This is a genomic window from Pseudomonas thermotolerans DSM 14292 (assembly GCF_000364625.1).
Lineage (GTDB): Bacteria > Pseudomonadota > Gammaproteobacteria > Pseudomonadales > Pseudomonadaceae > Aquipseudomonas > Aquipseudomonas thermotolerans.
Genome location: NZ_KB822622.1, coordinates 1 through 16,197, shown reverse-complemented (window position 1 = coordinate 16,197; position 16,197 = coordinate 1). Strand labels below are relative to the sequence as shown.

Annotated in this window: 13 protein-coding genes and 1 pseudogene; 4 read left to right on the top strand and 10 right to left on the bottom strand. The window is 68.3% G+C overall.

Annotation, left to right across the window (positions count from 1 at the left end; all coding sequences use genetic code 11):
• Positions 1-307 precede the first annotated feature (307 nt).
• The 3 genes from H165_RS0115580 (at position 308) to H165_RS0115570 (ending at position 3,683) form a co-directional block, all read left to right on the top strand.
• Positions 308-1,552 (top strand): acyl-CoA dehydrogenase family protein, encoded by a 1,245-nt coding sequence (locus H165_RS0115580; protein ID WP_017939873.1) that lies wholly within the window; start codon positions 308-310, stop codon positions 1,550-1,552.
• A gap of 269 nt (positions 1,553-1,821) precedes the next feature.
• On the top strand, positions 1,822-2,427 hold the full coding sequence (locus tag H165_RS0115575; protein WP_017939872.1) for an OmpW/AlkL family protein: 606 nt from the start codon (positions 1,822-1,824) through the stop codon (positions 2,425-2,427).
• A gap of 11 nt (positions 2,428-2,438) precedes the next feature.
• Positions 2,439-3,683 carry an SfnB family sulfur acquisition oxidoreductase gene (locus H165_RS0115570; protein ID WP_017939871.1) on the top strand — a complete coding sequence of 415 codons (1,245 nt, stop codon included), beginning with the start codon at positions 2,439-2,441 and terminating at the stop codon, positions 3,681-3,683.
• Between the two features lie 126 nt (positions 3,684-3,809).
• Here H165_RS0115570 and H165_RS0115565 read toward each other — a convergent pair whose 3' ends face one another.
• The 9 genes from H165_RS0115565 to H165_RS0115525 form a co-directional block, all read right to left on the bottom strand.
• Positions 3,810-4,580, bottom strand: a complete 771-nt coding sequence (locus H165_RS0115565) for an ABC transporter ATP-binding protein (protein WP_017939870.1) — start codon at positions 4,578-4,580, stop codon at positions 3,810-3,812.
• A 12-nt stretch (positions 4,581-4,592) separates the two neighbouring features.
• Entirely contained in the window at positions 4,593-5,927 is a 1,335-nt protein-coding gene (locus tag H165_RS0115560; protein WP_017939869.1) for an ABC transporter substrate-binding protein, read from the bottom strand.
• A gap of 38 nt (positions 5,928-5,965) precedes the next feature.
• Positions 5,966-7,294, bottom strand: a complete 1,329-nt coding sequence (locus H165_RS0115555) for an ABC transporter substrate-binding protein (RefSeq protein WP_017939868.1) — start codon at positions 7,292-7,294, stop codon at positions 5,966-5,968.
• A 68-nt stretch (positions 7,295-7,362) separates the two neighbouring features.
• The gene (locus H165_RS0115550) at positions 7,363-8,427 is read right to left on the bottom strand and encodes a branched-chain amino acid ABC transporter permease (protein ID WP_017939867.1); all 1,065 of its coding nucleotides are present in this window, start codon (positions 8,425-8,427) and stop codon (positions 7,363-7,365) included.
• 3 nt (positions 8,428-8,430) lie between these two features.
• Positions 8,431-9,312, bottom strand: coding sequence for a branched-chain amino acid ABC transporter permease (locus H165_RS0115545; protein WP_017939866.1), 882 nt, complete (start codon positions 9,310-9,312; stop codon positions 8,431-8,433).
• Complete coding sequence (locus H165_RS0115540; protein ID WP_017939865.1) at positions 9,312-10,085, bottom strand: ABC transporter ATP-binding protein; 774 nt, start codon at positions 10,083-10,085, stop codon at positions 9,312-9,314. Before H165_RS0115540 ends, H165_RS0115545 begins: the two co-directional genes overlap by 1 nt.
• Positions 10,082-11,035: an AMP-binding protein gene (locus tag H165_RS0115535; RefSeq protein WP_017939864.1), complete on the bottom strand. Its 954-nt coding sequence runs from the start codon at positions 11,033-11,035 to the stop codon at positions 10,082-10,084. Before H165_RS0115535 ends, H165_RS0115540 begins: the two co-directional genes overlap by 4 nt.
• A 17-nt stretch (positions 11,036-11,052) precedes the next feature.
• Positions 11,053-12,456: an LLM class flavin-dependent oxidoreductase gene (locus H165_RS0115530; protein WP_017939863.1), complete on the bottom strand. Its 1,404-nt coding sequence runs from the start codon at positions 12,454-12,456 to the stop codon at positions 11,053-11,055.
• 191 nt (positions 12,457-12,647) lie between these two features.
• The gene (locus tag H165_RS0115525; protein ID WP_017939862.1) at positions 12,648-13,994 is read right to left on the bottom strand and encodes an OprD family porin; all 1,347 of its coding nucleotides are present in this window, start codon (positions 13,992-13,994) and stop codon (positions 12,648-12,650) included.
• Positions 13,995-14,505: 511 nt separating this feature from the next.
• On the opposite strand from H165_RS0115525, the gene zapE reads away from it, so the two are divergent.
• Positions 14,506-15,624 (top strand): cell division protein ZapE, encoded by a 1,119-nt coding sequence (gene zapE / locus H165_RS0115520; RefSeq protein WP_017939861.1) that lies wholly within the window; start codon positions 14,506-14,508, stop codon positions 15,622-15,624.
• On the opposite strand, the pseudogene H165_RS0115515 reads toward zapE, so the two are convergent.
• Positions 15,621-15,908, bottom strand: a pseudogene (locus tag H165_RS0115515) (methyl-accepting chemotaxis protein); the annotation flags it as partial. The gene zapE and the pseudogene H165_RS0115515 sit on opposite strands and share 4 nt — an antisense overlap.
• Positions 15,909-16,197 lie beyond the last annotated feature (289 nt).

Sequence of the window (16,197 nt, the reverse complement as noted above, 5' to 3'; positions counted from 1 at the left end):
CAACGAGTTATGAAATTCGTGGTGGATTCCACCGCTGTGCCCGGGCGGGCAGGCTGCTGATCCCTTGTTGCTCCGCCAACAGCGGCGCCATGACGGCTGGCCGAGCGACATCACCGGCGGCTGTTGCCCCGTCAGCAGCGCATCAGCAAGCTGCCCGGCCGCGAACAGCACGCCGGAGCGGCGAAAACCTCGCCAGGCCGCATGACGCCTGGCTTTCGGCCATCGGGCACGCCCCGTGCACTGGTCTCGGCAACCGGCGGCCGCGAGCCGTCGGGGCGCCTTCCCCCATTTGCCAAGGAGCATTCCGATGACCGTTCACCAGCAGCACCTGCCCGCACAGCTTTCCACCGGTACCGACTACGAGAGCCTGGCGGCGCGCTTCCGGCCCATCTTCCAGCGCATCGCCGAGGGCGCCGTGGAGCGCGAGCGCAACCGCACCCTGCCCCATGAGCAGATCGGCTGGCTGAAGCAGGCCGGCTTCGGCGCCGTGCGCGTGCCCACCGAGTTCGGTGGCGCCGGCGCTTCTCTGCCCCAACTGTTCCAACTGCTGATCGAGCTAGCCGAGGCCGACTCCAACATTCCCCAGGCCCTGCGCGGCCACTTCGCCTTCGTCGAGGACCGCCTCAACGCCCACGCCAACGCGTCCCAGGAGGTCTGGTTCAAGCGCTTCGTAGCCGGCGACCTGGTCGGCTGCGCCTGGACCGAGATCGGCTCGGTGAAGATCGGCGACGTACTCACCCGCGTCTCGCGCAAGGGCGACAAATGGGTGGTCAACGGCACCAAGTACTACAGCACCGGGAGCATCTTCTCCGACTGGATCGACCTGTTCGCCCGCCGCGACGACACCGGAGGCGACGTGATCGCCGCGATCAGCACCCACCAGCCGGGGGTCAAGCAGAGCGACGATTGGGACGGCTTCGGCCAGCGCACCACCGGCAGCGGTACCTCGGTGTTCGAGGACGCGGTGGTCGAGGAAGAAAACATCATCGACTTCGCCACCCGCTTCAAATACCAGACGGCCTTCTACCAGTTGGTCCTGCTCGCCGTGCTGGCCGGCTCCGGGCGCGCCGCGGTGCGCGACTTCGCCGCCGAGGTGGGCAAGCGCACACGTATCTTCAGCCACGGCAACGCCCCGGCGGTGAGCCAGGACCCGCAGGTGCTGCAGGTAATCGGCAAGGCCTCCGGCCAGGTCTATGCCGCCGAGGCCGCCACCCTGCGCGCCGCGCTGACCGCGCAGCGCGCCTACGAGAGCCGTTTCGGCGGCGACGCCGAGGCCGAACGCCAGGCCAACATCTTCGCCGAGCTGGAGTCCGCCCAGGCCCAGGTGGCGGTCGCCGAACTGGTACTGCGCGCCACCACCGACCTGTTCAACGCCCTGGGCGCCTCGGGCACCAGCACCGCCAAGCAGCTCGACCGCCACTGGCGCAACGCGCGCACCGCGGCCTCCCACAACCCGCTGATCTACAAGGAGCGGATCATCGGCGACTGGGAGGTCAACGGCAGCGAACCGCCCTACGTCTGGCAGATCGGCGGCGGCGCCAAGCAGGCCTGAGTCTCCCCTACCCCAGCGAGGCCGGCCTTGTGCCGGCCTTTTCATGTCCGCCGGCTGCCCGCCGGGCAACAGGGCCGCCTACAGAGTGCTGCGCCACGCACAGCGGCGCCTCCCCACAAAAACGAAAAAGACTTCCAAATCAACCAATTAGCCATTGGCACGGATGATGCGATGCCCACCTGGCCTGTCCACCGGACGAACGGACGCAGCGCACCAACCGGCGCGTCCAGACGCGCGCCGACTCCCTGCAACAGACAAGGAAGCATCCCATGCCACGACACTGGTTCCGTCACCTGCTGATCGGCAGCCTGGCGCTCGGCTGCGGCACCCCGTCCCTGGCCGCCGACAGCCCCTGGCTGCTGCGCCTCGGGGTCAGCAAGATCGTCCCCACCTCCGACCCCGGCAGCATCCTGCCCGGCGAGGTGGACATCGACTCCGACACCGGGCCGACCTTCAACCTGGTCTACTTCTTCACCCCCAACCTGGCCCTCGACGTGCTCGGCGGCCTGCCGTTCCTCCACGACATCAAGCTCAACGGCGCCAAGGTGGGCGACACCAGGCAACTGCCGCCGATCGTCTCGCTGCAGTGGCACTTCGCCCCCGAGGCGCAGCTCCGCCCCTTCGTCGGGGTGGGGGTCAATTACACCTACTTCTACGACGAGCACCTGGACAACGGCGCCAAGCTGGAACTGTCCGACTCCTGGGGCCTGGCCCTGCAGGCCGGCCTCGACCTCACCCTAGACGAACACTGGAGCCTGGGCGCCGACCTGCGTTACGCGCGCATCGACAGCGACGTGAAGATCGACGGCCAACGGGTCGGCAGCGTCGACGTCGATCCCTTCGTCTACAGCCTCAACCTCGCCTACCGCTTCTGAAGGAGACGCCCATGAGCGAACTGCACGACATCCCGACCGGCCAGGCCGATCCCTACCTGCAAGTCCAGCCGGCCACCCCGGCCCGACGTCTGACCAGCGAGGCCGAGGCCATCGCCACGGCGCGCCGCCTGGCCGCCGAGTTCCGCCGCGAGGCCATCCAGCGCGACCGCGAGCGGCGGCTGCCGGTCGCCGAGCTGGATGCCTTCTCCCAGAGCGGCCTGTGGAGCATCGTGGTGCCCAGGGAATACGGCGGCCTGGGCGCCAGCTACCGCACGGTCGGCGAGGTGTTCAAGCTGATCTCCGCGGCCGACGGTTCCCTCGGCCAGCTGCCGCAGAACCACTTCGTGGTGCTCGCCCACATCGGCTTCGATGCCAGCGAGGAGCAGAAGCGCTTCTTCTTCGACCTGGCGCTGTCCGGGGCACGCTTCGGCAACGCCTTCTCCGAGCGCTCCAGCAAGAACGTGGCGGACTTCCAGACACGCATCGAGCCCGACGGCGACGGCTTCGTGGTGAGCGGTCAGAAGTTCTTCTCCACCGGCGCCCTGCTCGCCCACTGGATTCCCATCGTGGCGGTGGACGCCGAGGGCCGCCCGCAGCTGGCCGTGGTGCCGCGCGATACCCCCGGGCTCAAGGTGATCAACGACTGGTCCAGCTTCGGCCAGCGCACCACCGCCAGTGGCACCGTGCTGATCGACCAGGTACGCGTGCCGGCCAGCCGCGTGGTGCCGATCTGGAAGGCCTTCGAGCGGCCCACCGCCGGCGGGCCCATCTCCCAGTTCATCCAGGCCGCCATCGACGCCGGGCTGGCCCGCGGCGCCCTGGACGACACCCTGGACTACGTGCGTCGGCATACCCGGCCATGGATCGACTCGGGACTGGAGAAGGCCAGCGAGGATCCCTACATCCTCCAGCAGCTCGGCGACCTGCAGGTCCGCCTGCGCGCCGCCGAGGCGGTCCTCGACCTGGCCGCCGACGCCATCGACCTGGCCCTGCGCGAGCCGAGCGAGGACAGCGTGGCGGAAGCCTCGATTCGCACCGCCGAGGCCAAGGTGCTGACCACCGAGGTAGCCATCCTCGCCAGCAACCGCCTGTTCGAGCTGGCCGGCGCGCGCTCCACCCTGGAGGAGTACGGCCTGGACCGCCACTGGCGCAACGCCCGGGTGCACACCCTGCACGACCCGGTGCGCTGGAAGTACCACATCCTCGGCAACTACCTGCTGAACGGCGTCAAGCCGCCGCGCCATCCCTGGAACTGACGAGGGCGTCACCCCGGCCGTTAGCGCGGCCGGGGCTTTTTCTTGCCCGAGACCAAAAGCTGCAAAAAAAGCCCCGCGGCCCGAAAGCTGCGGGGCAAAGCCGTGGACAAGCGAAGGCTGCCTGGACTAGCCGCCGCCCAGGTAGAAGTGGCGAATGTCCTCCCGCGCCGCCAGCTCGGCGGCCGGTCCCTCGCCCGCCACCCGGCCGTTCTCCAGCACGTAGCCGTAGTGCACGTGGCGCAGGGCGACATTGATGTTCTGCTCGGCGATCAGGAAGCCCACCCCCTCGCGGGCGTTCAACTGGGCGACGATCTCGAAGATCTCCTCGACGATGATCGGCGCCAGCCCCATGGAGGGCTCGTCGAGCAGCACCAGCCTGGGCCGGGTCATCAGCGCCCGGCCGATGGCCAGCATCTGCTGCTCGCCGCCGGAGGTCAGCCCGGCCTGGGTGCGACGCTTGGTCTTCAGACGCGGGAACCAGGCGTAGACCCGTTCCAGGTCCTGCTCCAACTCGCCGCGCCTGGGCCGGCGCAGGAAGCCGCCGCTGAGCAGGTTCTCCTCGACGCTCAGGTGCGAGAACACATGGCGTCCCTCCAGTACGTGGACCAGCCCGCGGCCGGCCAGCTGGTTGGCCGCCACCCCGACGATGTCCTCGCCGCCCAGGCGGATGCGCCCGCGGCTGACCTGGGCGCGATCGGCGCCGACCAGCCCGGAGATGGCCTTCAGGGTGGTGCTCTTGCCGGCGCCATTGGCGCCCAGCAGGGCGACGATGCCGCCCTGCTCGACGCGCAGCGAGACGTCGGCCACGGCGAGGATGGCGCCGTCGTAGATCACTTCGATGCCCTCCACGGCGAGCAGTTCGCTCGCCGCGGGCCGGGCCTGGATGGCATTGCTCATGGCCACTCTCCTTCACTGTTCGGCGCGGCAGTCGCGCGGGATGACGCCCTTCTCGCGAGCGTACTCGGCGGACTTGGCGTCGATCAGCGGACGCAGGGTCGCGCGGTCGGCAGCCACCCAGTCGGTGATCAGGTTCCACTTCTCGCCGTCCCACTGCTGCACCTTAGCCGCGCCGCCGCCCTCGTGGTCGGAGCAGGACAGCTCGAGCGGCTGCAGCAGGCCGAGGAAGCCCATCTCCTCGAGGCGCGCCTCGTCCAGCCGGAGGTGCTCCAGCCCCCAGCGGCCCTCGTCGCCGGTGAGCGGGCGGTTGCCGAACCTGGCCTGCCCGGCGCGAATCGCCTCCACGGCGATGGCGGCGTTGACCAGCCCGGAGTTGTAGTAGACGCTGCCGAAGCTCTTCGGGTCCTTGAGGTCGCTCTTGCCCTGGTCGAGGATGTGCTCCTTCAGGCGCTTGTGGATCTCGAAGTCGGCGCCGCCCGGATAGGGGGTCAGCGCCAGGTAGCCCTTGCCGGCGTCCCCGGCGGGCAGCACGTCCTCGTCGGAACTGGCCCAGATGTCGCCGATGATCCGCTCCACCGGAAAGCCGAAGCGCGCCGCGGTCTTGATCGCCACCGGGGTGGACACCCCCCAGGTGCGCAGGAACACCCAGTCGGGCTTGGCCTGACGCACCTGGCGCCATTGCGCGGACTGCTCGTTGCCGGGGTCGGCCACCGGGATCTGGATGTTCTCGAAGCCGTACTTCTCGGCCAGCAGCTTGAGCGGGCCCTGGGTTTCCCGGCCGTAGGCCGAGTCGTGGTAGACGGTGGCGATCTTCTTGCCCTTGAGCTTGTCGAAGCCGCCCTCGCGCTGGGCGATGTAGTTGATCACCACCGAGGCCTCGCTGTAGAAGGTCAGCATCACCGGGAAGTTGTAGGGGAAGACGCTGCCGTCGGTGGCCTCGGTTCGCCCGTAACCCAGGGTGATCAGCGGGATGCGGTCGGCAGCGGCCTTGTCGCTCAGGGCATAGGCGGCCGGCGCGCCGTTGGGATGGTAGACCGCCACCGGGGCGCCATTCAGGCCGTTCTTGAAGCGCTCGTAGCACTCGATGCCCTTCTCCGCGGTCCATTCGGTCTCGCACTCCTGCCAGACCAGCTTGACGCCGTTGATCCCGCCCTCCACCTCGTTGATGTAGCGCAGGTAGTCGATCATCCCGGCCCATACCGGGATGCCGCTGGAGGCATAGGCACCGACCCGGTAGGTGGCCAGCGGGAGGAACTGTTCGCCGGGCGCCGCCGACACGGGCGGCGCGGCGGCCAGCAGCAGCGCCAGGGACGCCGCGGCCAGGCCATGTTTGCGGATGGCTTGCATGGTTCGGATTCTCGCTTGCTGGTGATGAGGGGGTGGCTTCAGCCCTCGGCGCGGCAGTCGCGCGGGGTGATGCCCTTCTCCGCGGCGTAGGCGGTGGACTTGGCGTCGATCAGCGGGCGCAGGGTCTCGCGGTCGGCCTGGATCCAGTCGGTCACCAGCACCCACTTCTCGCCGTCCCACTGCTGGACGCGCGCCGCGCCGCCGCCCTCGTGGTCGGCGCAGGACAGTTCGAGCGGCTGCAGCAGACCGTCGAAGCCGATCTCCTTGAGGCGCGCCTCGTCCACCTTGAGATGCTCCAACGCCCAGCGCCCTTCCTCGCCATTGAGCGCCCGGTTGCCGAACCTGGCCTGCCCGGCACGCAGGGTCTCGACCATGATCGCGGCGTTGACCAGGCCGATGTTGTAGTAGACCTTGCCGAAGAAGCTCGGGTCCTTGAGGTCGCTCTTGCCCTGGTCGAGGATGTGCTCCTTCAGGCGCTTGTGGATCTCGAAGTCGGCGCCGCCCGGGAAGGGAGCCAGCGCCTGATAGCCCTTGGCGGCCGCCCCGGCGGGCAGCACGTCGGCCTCGGAGCCGGCCCAGACGTCGCCGATGATCCGCTCCACCGGGTAGCCGAAGCGCGCCGCGGTCTTGATCGCCACCGGGGTGGACACGCCCCAGGTGCGCAGGAACACCCAGTCGGGCTTCTCCTGACGGACCTGGCGCCACTGCGCGGACTGCTCGTTGCCGGGGTGGGCCACCGGGATCTGGATGTTCTCGAAGCCGTACTTCTTGGCCAGCAGCTCGATCGCCGCCTGGGTTTCCCGCCCGTAGGGCGAGTCGTGGTAGACGGTGGCGATCTTCTTGCCCTTGAGCTTGTCGAAGCCGCCCTCGCGCTGGGCGATGTAGTTGATGCCCACCGAGGCCTGGCCGTAGTAGGTGAGCAGCAGCGGGAAGGCGTAGGGGAAGACGCTGCCGTCGGTGGACTCGGTGCGCCCGCCGGCCGGATCGAGCAACGGGATGCGGTCGGCATGGCCGCGCTCCATCAGCGCGTAGGAGGCCGGGGTGCTGTGGGTGATGAAGAAGGCCACCGGCGCGCCGTCCAGGCCGTTCTTGTGGCGCTCGTAGCATTCCACCGTGCGATCGACGCTCCACTCGGTCTCGCACTCCTGCCAGACCAGCTTGACACCGTTGACGCCCCCTTCCACCTCGTTGACGTAACGCAGGTAATCGAGGGTGCCGGCCCACCAGGGAATGCCGCTGGAGGCGTAGGGGCCGACCCGGTAGGTGGGTAGCGGGATGAACTGTTGGTCGGCGGCCGCCCAGGACTGGGCCGGCAAACCGGCCTGCAGGCCAAGGGCACAAAGGGTCGCGATCAGGGTCTTGCGCATGGGATTCTCTTTTGTCTGTCGTGTTGGCGTGGCGTCCCTCCCGTGGTCGGGTCGAGTCAGGATCGGGTTCAGAAACGCAGGGGCCAGCGCCGCAAGCGTTCAGCGAGGTTGCGGAGCAGGCGGATCAAGCCTTCCGGCTCCTTGACCAGGAACCAGATGATCAGCGCGCCGAAGATCACCTTCTGCAGGTTCTGCAGCTGGCCGGTATCGACGTGGCCGCCGGACAGCCATTGCCCGGCATGGTTGAGAAAGATCGGCAGCAGGCTGATGAAGGCGGCGCCGAGGAAGTTGCCGGCGATGCTGCCCATGCCGCCGATGATGATGATGAACAGGATCTGGAACGAGCGGTTGATGTCGAAGCTGCCGGCGCTGGCGGTGCCCAGATAGGCGAAGGCCCAGAGCGCGCCGGCGATGCCCAGGTAGAAGGAGCTCACCGCGAAGGCCTGGCGCTTGTAGCGCTCCACCGGGATGCCAATCACCGCGGCGGCGGTGTCCATGTCGCGGATCGCCATCCAGTTGCGGCCGATCTGGCTGCGCACCAGGTTGTGCGCCACCCAGGTGAGCAGCACCACGCAGGACAGCGCCAGCAGGTAGCGGCCGGCCGGCGTGGCCAGGTTGTAGCCGAACAGTTCCAGGCGCGGCGCGCTGATGGTCCCCGAGGAGGCATGGTTGTAGAACCAGGGGAACTTGGCGAACACCCACTCGAGGAAGAACTGCGCGGCCAGGGTGGTGACCATCAGGTAGAAGCCCTTGATCCGCGCGCTGGGGATGCCGAACAGCCAGCCCACCGCCGCGGCGATCAGCCCGCCGCCGAGCAGCGCCAGGGGCAGCGGTAGGCCCGGCACGCGCAGCAGCAGGCCATAGGTGGCGAAGGCCCCCACCGCCATGAAGCCGGCGGCGCCCACCGAGGTCTGCCCGGTGTAGCCGGTCAGCAGGTTGAGTCCCAACCCAGCCAGGGACAGCACCAGGAAGGGAATCAGAATGGCGTTCAGCCAGTAGTCGCTGCCGAGCAGCGGCGGCAGCGCGAAGGCCAGTGCCAGCAGGCCGCCGAGCAGCAGCAGGCGGCGCCGGCGGAGCAGGGTCACGGGTGCCTCGTCGTAGGCGGCGGCGATGGAAGGAATGCTCGTGGTCATGACTCAGACTCGTTCGATGGTGCGCTCGCCGAACAGGCCGGCGGGGCGGATGTAGAGGAACACCAAGGCCAGGAAGTAAGCGAACCAGGGGGTGATGCCGCCGCCGATCAGCGGGCCCAGATAGGCTTCGGCGAGGTTTTCCGCGGCGCCGACGATCAGCCCGCCGACAATGGCCCCGCCGATCGAGGTGAAGCCGCCGATGATCAGCACCGGCAGGGCCTTGAGGACCACCAGGGAGAGCGAGAACTGCACGCCCTGACGGGCCCCCCAGAGCAGCCCGGCGACCAGCCCGACGATCCCCGCCACGGCCCAGACGATCTGCCAGATGCGGTTCAGGTTGATGCCGATGGACAGCGCCGCGCGGGTGTCGTCGGCCACCGCGCGCAGCGAGATGCCGATCCGCGTCTTGTTGAACAGCAGGGCCAGCAGGATCACCAGGGCCACCGCGGTGCCGGCGGCGACCAGGTCGAACTGGCTGACCATGATCTCGCCGAAGAACAGCGGCACGTCCTCGATGCCCAGGTCCAGGGCGCGCACCTGGGCGCCCATCAGCCCCTGGGCCAGGCCCTCGATGATGAAGGACAGCCCCAGGGTGGCCATGAACAGGGTGATCTGCGAGCGGTTGACCAGCGGTCGCAGCACCGTCCGCTCGATCAGCAGGGCGCCGACGATCATCACCAGCACGGTGAGCAGCAGCGCCAGCACGGTGGGCACGCCCTGCTCGCGGAGGCTGACGAAGGTCAGCGCGGCGAACAGCAGCATGGCCCCCTGGGCGAAGTTGAACACCCCGCTGGCCTTGTAGATCAGCACGAAGCCGATGGCCACCAGGGAATACATGGTGCCGGCGAGCAGCCCGCCGATCAGGGTTTCCAGAAAGACGTTCATCAATGCACAGTCCCCAGATAGGCCGCGATCACCTCAGGGTTGGCCTGCACCTCGGCCGGCGTGCCGTCCCCCACCTTGCGGCCGTAGTCGAGCACCACCACGTGGGCGGAAAGGCCCATGACCACGCCGATGTCGTGCTCGATCAGTACCACCGTAGTGCCCAGATCACGGTTGATGTCGGCGATGAAGCGGCTCATCTCGCGCTTCTCCTCGGCGTTCATCCCGGCCATCGGCTCGTCCAGGAGCAGCAGCCTGGGCGCGGCGATCAGCGCCCGGCCCAGTTCCACGCGCTTCTGCAGACCGTAGGCCAGGCTGCCCACCTCCACGTCGCGCCAGGGCTGCAGTTCGAGGAACTCCAGCACCTCCTCGGCGCGCTCGCGGAACAGCCGTGCCTCGCGGCGCGCCCGCGGCAGGCCCAGGGCCTGCTCCAGGAAGCCGCTGCGCATGTAGCGCGACAGCCCGGTGAGCAGGTTGTCGACCACGCTCATCTTCTTGAACAGGGCGTTATTCTGGAACGTACGGCCGATGCCGCGCCGCGCCGCTTCCAGCGGATGCACGCGGCGCAGGCGCTCGGACTCGAAGATCAGCTCCCCGGAGTCCGGACGGTAGACGCCATTCAGCACGTTGAGCAGCGAGCTCTTGCCGGCACCGTTGGGGCCGATCAGCGCGCAGATCTCGCCGCGACGCACGGAGAACGACAGGTCGGAAATCGCCTTCACCCCCTTGAAGGACAGGGAGATGTTGCGCACCTGGAGAATCTCGGCATCACTCATGCGGCGCGCTCCAGGTATTCGCTCAGCCACACCGGGCCGCTGGCCGCCGGCGCCGGGGCGCCGACCAGGATGCGCTGCAGGCGGCGAAAGCCGAGCAGCTCGCGGACCCGCGCCTTGATCCAGCGGCGCGGAGCCTGCTGCGGGTTGGCCAGGGTCCAGTCGCACAGGCGGCGCCGCCAACTGCCGGGCGGTGCCAGACGGCTATCGATCTCCGCGGCCAGGGCCTGCAGGCGCGGCTCGGAGAGCAGCAGCACGGCCGGCGCCACCTCGCGGCGGTCACGACTGGCCGACTCGCTGGTTTCCGGAAAGGCGAAGCCGGTGCCCTGCTTCAGCCAGAGGGCGAGGATGTGCCCCAGGCCGTCGCGCCACTCGGTGCCCTCGTCGCACCAGGCCAGCGGCGCGCCAGCTGCCTGCCGCCAGCCTAGGCTCAGGGCCTCGGCCGGCTCGTCGGCGAGTAGCACGCTCAGCGGCAACACCTGCCAGGCGCCCCGCACGCGGGCCGCCGCTTGGGCGGAGAACAGCCGGAGCGGCTGGCTGGTATCGCCGGCCTCCAGCCAGTCGGAGACGTTCTCGCGGCGCTGCACGTAGGCGAATGCCGGACGCGCCTGGCGCAGCAGGCGGCGCAACGCCTCGCCCTTGGCCTGACGCGACACCGTCAGCACTCGGGCACCCAGATGCTGGCCGGCCAGGGCCAGCAGCAGCAGGGTCGGCTCGAAGGCCCCGCACAGCGCCAGCCGGGCGCCGGGCTCCAGGCCCTGCTCGCGCAGCGCGGCGGCCAGGCGCTCCACCTCACGCTGCACGTCGATCCAGCGCCAGGCCTTCCACACCCCGCGGCGCCGGTGGCGCAGGGCGATCTGCAGCGGGCGCTGCTCCGCCCAGCGCTGCAGCTGGCCGAGGGGGAACGCCGGCAGCGGCTCGTCCGGCGGCAGGTTCAGTTCGTGCACGCTCATCACAGCCCTCCCCGACCTCAGGCCAGCGCCGCGGCGGCGAGCGGACCGTGCAGGCGACCGAGGTCGCGGTAGGCGGCACCCGGATGGCTGGCCGGCAGACGCGGGCCGTCGCCGAACAGTTTCTCGCGCAGGGTGCCCGGGGCGTACTCGGTCTTGTACACGCCGCGCTTCTGCAGCTCCGGCACCAGCAGCTCGACCACGTCGACGAAGGTCTCGTGGGTCACCGCGTAGGCCAGGTTGAAGCCGTCCACGTCGGTTTCCTCGACCCAGCTCTGCAGTTCGTCGGCCACTGTCTGCGGGCTGCCGACGATCAGCGGGCCGAAGCCGCCGATGCCGACCCAGTCGGCCAGCTCCTGGACCGTCCACTGCTTGCTCGGGTCGGCGCTGGAGAAGGCCTCCACCGCCGACTGGATGGCATTGGTGTGGATGTGCTTGAGCACCTGGTCGGGGCGGTACTGGCCGAAGTCGATGCCGGTCCAGCCGGAGATCAGCGCCAGGGCGCCCTCGTAGCTGGTGTACTGCTTGTAGTCGCGCCACTTGGCCTGGGCAGCGGCGTCGGTCTCGCCGAGGATCACCGTCTGCAGGTTGAAGATCAGCACCTTGCGCGGGTCGCGTCCGGCCTCGGCGACGCGGCGGCGGATGTCGGCCACGGTCTTCTTGAGGATGGTCTTCGAGGGCGCAGCGACGAACACGCACTCGGCGTGCTCGGCGGCGAACTGCTTGCCGCGATTGGAGGCGCCGGCCTGGTAGAGCACCGGGGTACGCTGCGGCGAAGGCTCGCAGAGGTGGATGCCGGGCACTTGAAAGTGTTTGCCGTGATGGCGGATCTCGTGAATCTTGCTGGGATCGCTGAAGATCCGCCGCTCGCGATCGCGCAGTACCGCGCCGTCTTCCCAGCTGCCCTCGAACAGCTTGTAGAGTACCTCCAGGTACTCGTCGGCGTAGTCGTAGCGGGCGTCGTGGTCGCTCAGCGCCTTCTGGCCGAGGTTGCGGGCGCCGCTGTCCAGATAGGAGGTGACGATGTTCCAGCCGATGCGCCCCTTGGTCAGGTGGTCCAGGGTCGACAGGCGGCGGGCGAACGGATAGGGATGCTCGAAGCTCAGCGAGGCGGTCAGACCGAAGCCGAGGTTCTCGGTGACCAGCGCCATGGGAGTGATCAGCGCCAGCGGATCGTTGACCGGTACCTGGGTGGACTGACGGATGGCCGCCTCGCCATTGCCGTTGAGCACGTCGTAGATGCCGATCACGTCGGCGATGAAGATGCCGTCGAAACGGCCGCGCTCGAGCAGCTTGGCCAGCTCGGTCCAGTATTCCAGATCCTTGTACTGCCAGGCACGGTCACGCGGATGGGCCCAGAGACCCGGCGACTGGTGACCGACGCAATTCATCTCGAACGCATTCAGGCGGATTTCCCGCGACATGGCTGCAACCTCCTTCGATGAAACTCTGCGCCGCCTGCTGCGGCGCGCCTGACAGTGCCATTACAGGATCCATGCCAGATAAAAAATTGTTAATTTTCAAAGACTTATATAAAACCAAGGAAAGCCTCGGTGTAGCCCGGGCGGCAGCCTGTTGAACCGCTGTCCGCCCGGAAACAGCACGACGGAGCGGTTCAGAACACCTGCAGCGGGTACTGGACGATGAAGCGCAACTCGTCGACGTTGGCCTCGGCGGTATGGTCGCCGCCGACCCGGTGGGTGGCCTGCAGCAGATTGAAGGACAGCCCCTTGGCCGGGCCGTCCTGCAGCACGTAGCTGAGCCACAGGTTGCGCTCCCAGTGCTTGCCGTCCTCGATGCCGGTGAAGTAGCCGTAGGCCGGGCCGGCGTTGCGTCCGTCGATGTCGCTGCCGCGCACGTAGCGGGCGGTGAGACTCAGGCCGGGCGCGCCCAGGGCGGCGAAGTCGTAGTCGTAGCGCAGCTGCCAGGAGCGCTCGTTGGGGTTGTTGAAGTCGGACACCTGGGAGGCGCTGTCCAGCTCCAGGTCGTAGGTGTTCCACACGTAGTCGAAGGGGGTATCGCCGTCGATGCGCGTGTAGGCCAGGGTGACAGCGTGGGCGCCGGCCTTGAGGCCGAGGCGGGCGCTCCAGGAGTCGTTGTCGATCTCGCCAACCAGCGCCTTGCCGGTGTCGCGGGTGCGGTACCAGTTGAGGCCGGTGTTGAGGCTCAGGCCCTCAGCCAGCGGCTGGCTGAAGTCGACGCGGAAGAACGACTGGGTCCAGATGTCGTCCAGCTTGCTGGTGTGCAGCTTGAAGCTCAGCTGATCGTTGAAGCGGTAGTCGCCGCCCAGGTAGAGGACATCGTCGGCTTCCTTGAAGCGCCCGGCGTAGACGGTGCCGAGGTCGCCGCGGTGGCTGCTGGCATTGCGGTCGCTGCTGGATTCCAGCTTGCCGCCCTGCAGATGTAGGCCCGGCAGGGAGCGGTTGTCGAACACCAGGCCGCGGAGGGTCTGCGGCAGCAGGCGGATATCGCTGGCGTGCAGCACCGGGCTGGTAGGGCGCACGTCGCCGTAACGCACTTCGGTGTCGTCGAAGAGGCGCAGCTTCAGCGCGCCGCCGAGCTTGCCGTACTCGTCCTTGGGCTCGCCGTCGAAGTTCTCCCCGGCGCGGGAGACGATGCCCGGTACGCCGACGCCGTTACCCACCCGGCCGTTGCCGCCGTCCAGCTTGAGGCCGACCAGGCCCAGCAGGTCGACGCCGAAGCCGAGCGTGCCGTCGGTATAGCCGGACTGGAAGTCGGCGATGATGCCGTGGCCCCACTCGGTGCGCCGGCTCTGCCGCTCGCCGTTGTGCGGATTTAGGGCGAAGTCGCCGTTGCGGTAGCCCTGGTTGAAGTAGAAGTTACGGTTGGTCAGTCGGAAGCTGCTGTCGTCGAGAAAGCTCCCGTCGGCGGCCGCGAGGGCCGGCAGGACCAGACTCAGGGCGAGAGGTAGGACAGCGAGGGATTTGTCGTGAAGGTGCATGGCGGTTCCTGTGAGAGTCGTGACATCCAGCACCCGAAGGTGCCGGCGCCCCATCTCAACAACCGTGCCAGACGATAAAGTCCTTTATATTCAACAAGTTATCGAAGCACCTCGACAATCGCCCCGCTGTCGAGCCGGACAAACTGCCCGTTCGCTGTTGCCTGCCGGGCAGCGCTGCCGGTCGCCGCCCCCATACGCACACGCCCCACCGGGACGATCCCGACAGGGGCGTGCGTTGCTGAGAATGGGCGCGGGATGGGCAATCCGGTGCGCCGCTCGGCGCTGGATGACGGAAATAAAAAAGGTCGCCCCTCCCTGCCTGAAAGGTGGCGACCGAAAACCTCCGATGATGCTGCCTACCGGGGAACTCCAGCGCGCAGGCAGTCGCTTGCGCTGGGGTGGAGCCCGGCATGGCGCTATCATGGAGGCTTCTTCTTATCTTGAAAAATTATCTTTAATTATTCTTTTATTCAAAAAAGAAATTACAAGCCCCGATCGCCCACGGCCCCCCATGCAGAGACTCACGCCCCTGGCCGCCTACCGGCAGGCCCTCGACCAGGACGGCTTCCGGCCGGATCCCGCCCAGCGCCAGGCAGCCGAGGAGCTGGAGCGCTGCCACCAGGCGCTGCACGCCGGCGGTCGGGCGGTGCCGGGGGTCTATCTGTGGGGTCCGGTGGGCCGCGGCAAGACCTGGCTGATGGACCGCTTCCAGCAGAGCCTGCGGATGCCCTCGCGGCGCCAGCACTTCCACCACTTCATGCGCTGGGTGCACCAGCGGCTGTTCCAGCTCAGCGGTACCGCCGACCCGCTGCGCGCCCTGGCCCACGAACTGGCCGGCGAGGTCCGGGTGCTGAGCTTCGACGAGCTGTTCGTCAGCGACATCGGCGATGCCATGCTCCTCGGCCGTCTGCTCGGCGAGCTGTTCGAGCAGGGCGTGACCCTGGTGGCCACCTCCAATCAGCCACCGCAGCAGCTGTACGCCGATGGTTTCAACCGCCAGCGCTTCCTGCCGGCAATCGCCGCCATCGAACGGCACATGCGCATCCTCTGCGTGGACGGCGGCCAGGATCACCGCCTGCACCCCGGCGCGCCGCAGCAGCGTTACTGGGTCGCCACAGACGGCCGGGCCAGCGCTCTGGAGGCGGTGTTCCAGCGCCTGAGCGCCGGACAGGCGGTGAGCACGGCGCCCATCGTGCTGGGCCACCGGCAGATCCCGGTGGTGCGCTGCGGCGAGGACGTGGTCTGGCTGCGCTTCGCCGATCTCTGCCAACAGCCCCTGGCGGCGCTGGACTTCATCGCCCTGTGCGACCGCTTCGCGACCATCCTGCTCGGCGAGGTGCCCGGCCTCAGCGCCCGCCAGCGTCCGGCGCGGATCGCCCGCGGCACCGAGGACGGCGTGGAGCAGGTGGCAGCCGGCGACCGCCAACTGCCCGAGCTGTCCCGCCACGACGACAGCGTGCGGCGCTTCATCGCCCTGGTCGACGAGTGCTACGACCGTCGCGTGCCGCTCTACCTGGAGGCCCGGGTGCCGATGGACGAGCTGTACACCGAGGGCTACCTGGCCTTCCCCTTCCGCCGCACCCTGAGCCGCCTGAAGGAGATGCAGCTGCAGCGCTTCCTGGCCGGCTAGGCCTGCTCGCCTGCGCTCTCCGGCCGATAGCCCAGGCGCAGGCCTCCCCAGTGCCGGCCGTGGACGAAGATCGGCACCGAGAGGTCGTGCATCAGCTCGCCTGTGTCCCGGGTGTAGGTCTGCAGCAGCAGCGGCTGCCGGTGGCTGCCGCAGCGGATCCCGGTGCGGTCGTTGAACAGGCGCTTGCTGCGACTTTTCGCGGTATCGATCGCCGGATCGCCGCTGGGCGGCGCGCTGAACGCCAGGTTGTGGGTCGGCACGTAGCCGTCCTCGGTGCAGGCGATGGTGCGGATTCCACGGTCATCTGGCCACCCATTCCATGAGCATCTGACCACCGATTCCACGGTGATCCGGCCACCCATTCCACGCGTATCCGACCACTGATTCCACGGCCATCCGGCCACTCAACCGGGCAGGCAGTAACGCAGGATTTCTTCACTACCATCGACCTCTTTTTCGAAGCAGAGAGGTCGTCGTGGAGCGTTTATCCATGCGTAAGATTCGCGAAGTACTTCGTCTCAAGTTCGAGGTCGGGCTATCGGCTCGCCAGATTGCCGTCAGCGTGCAGATCGG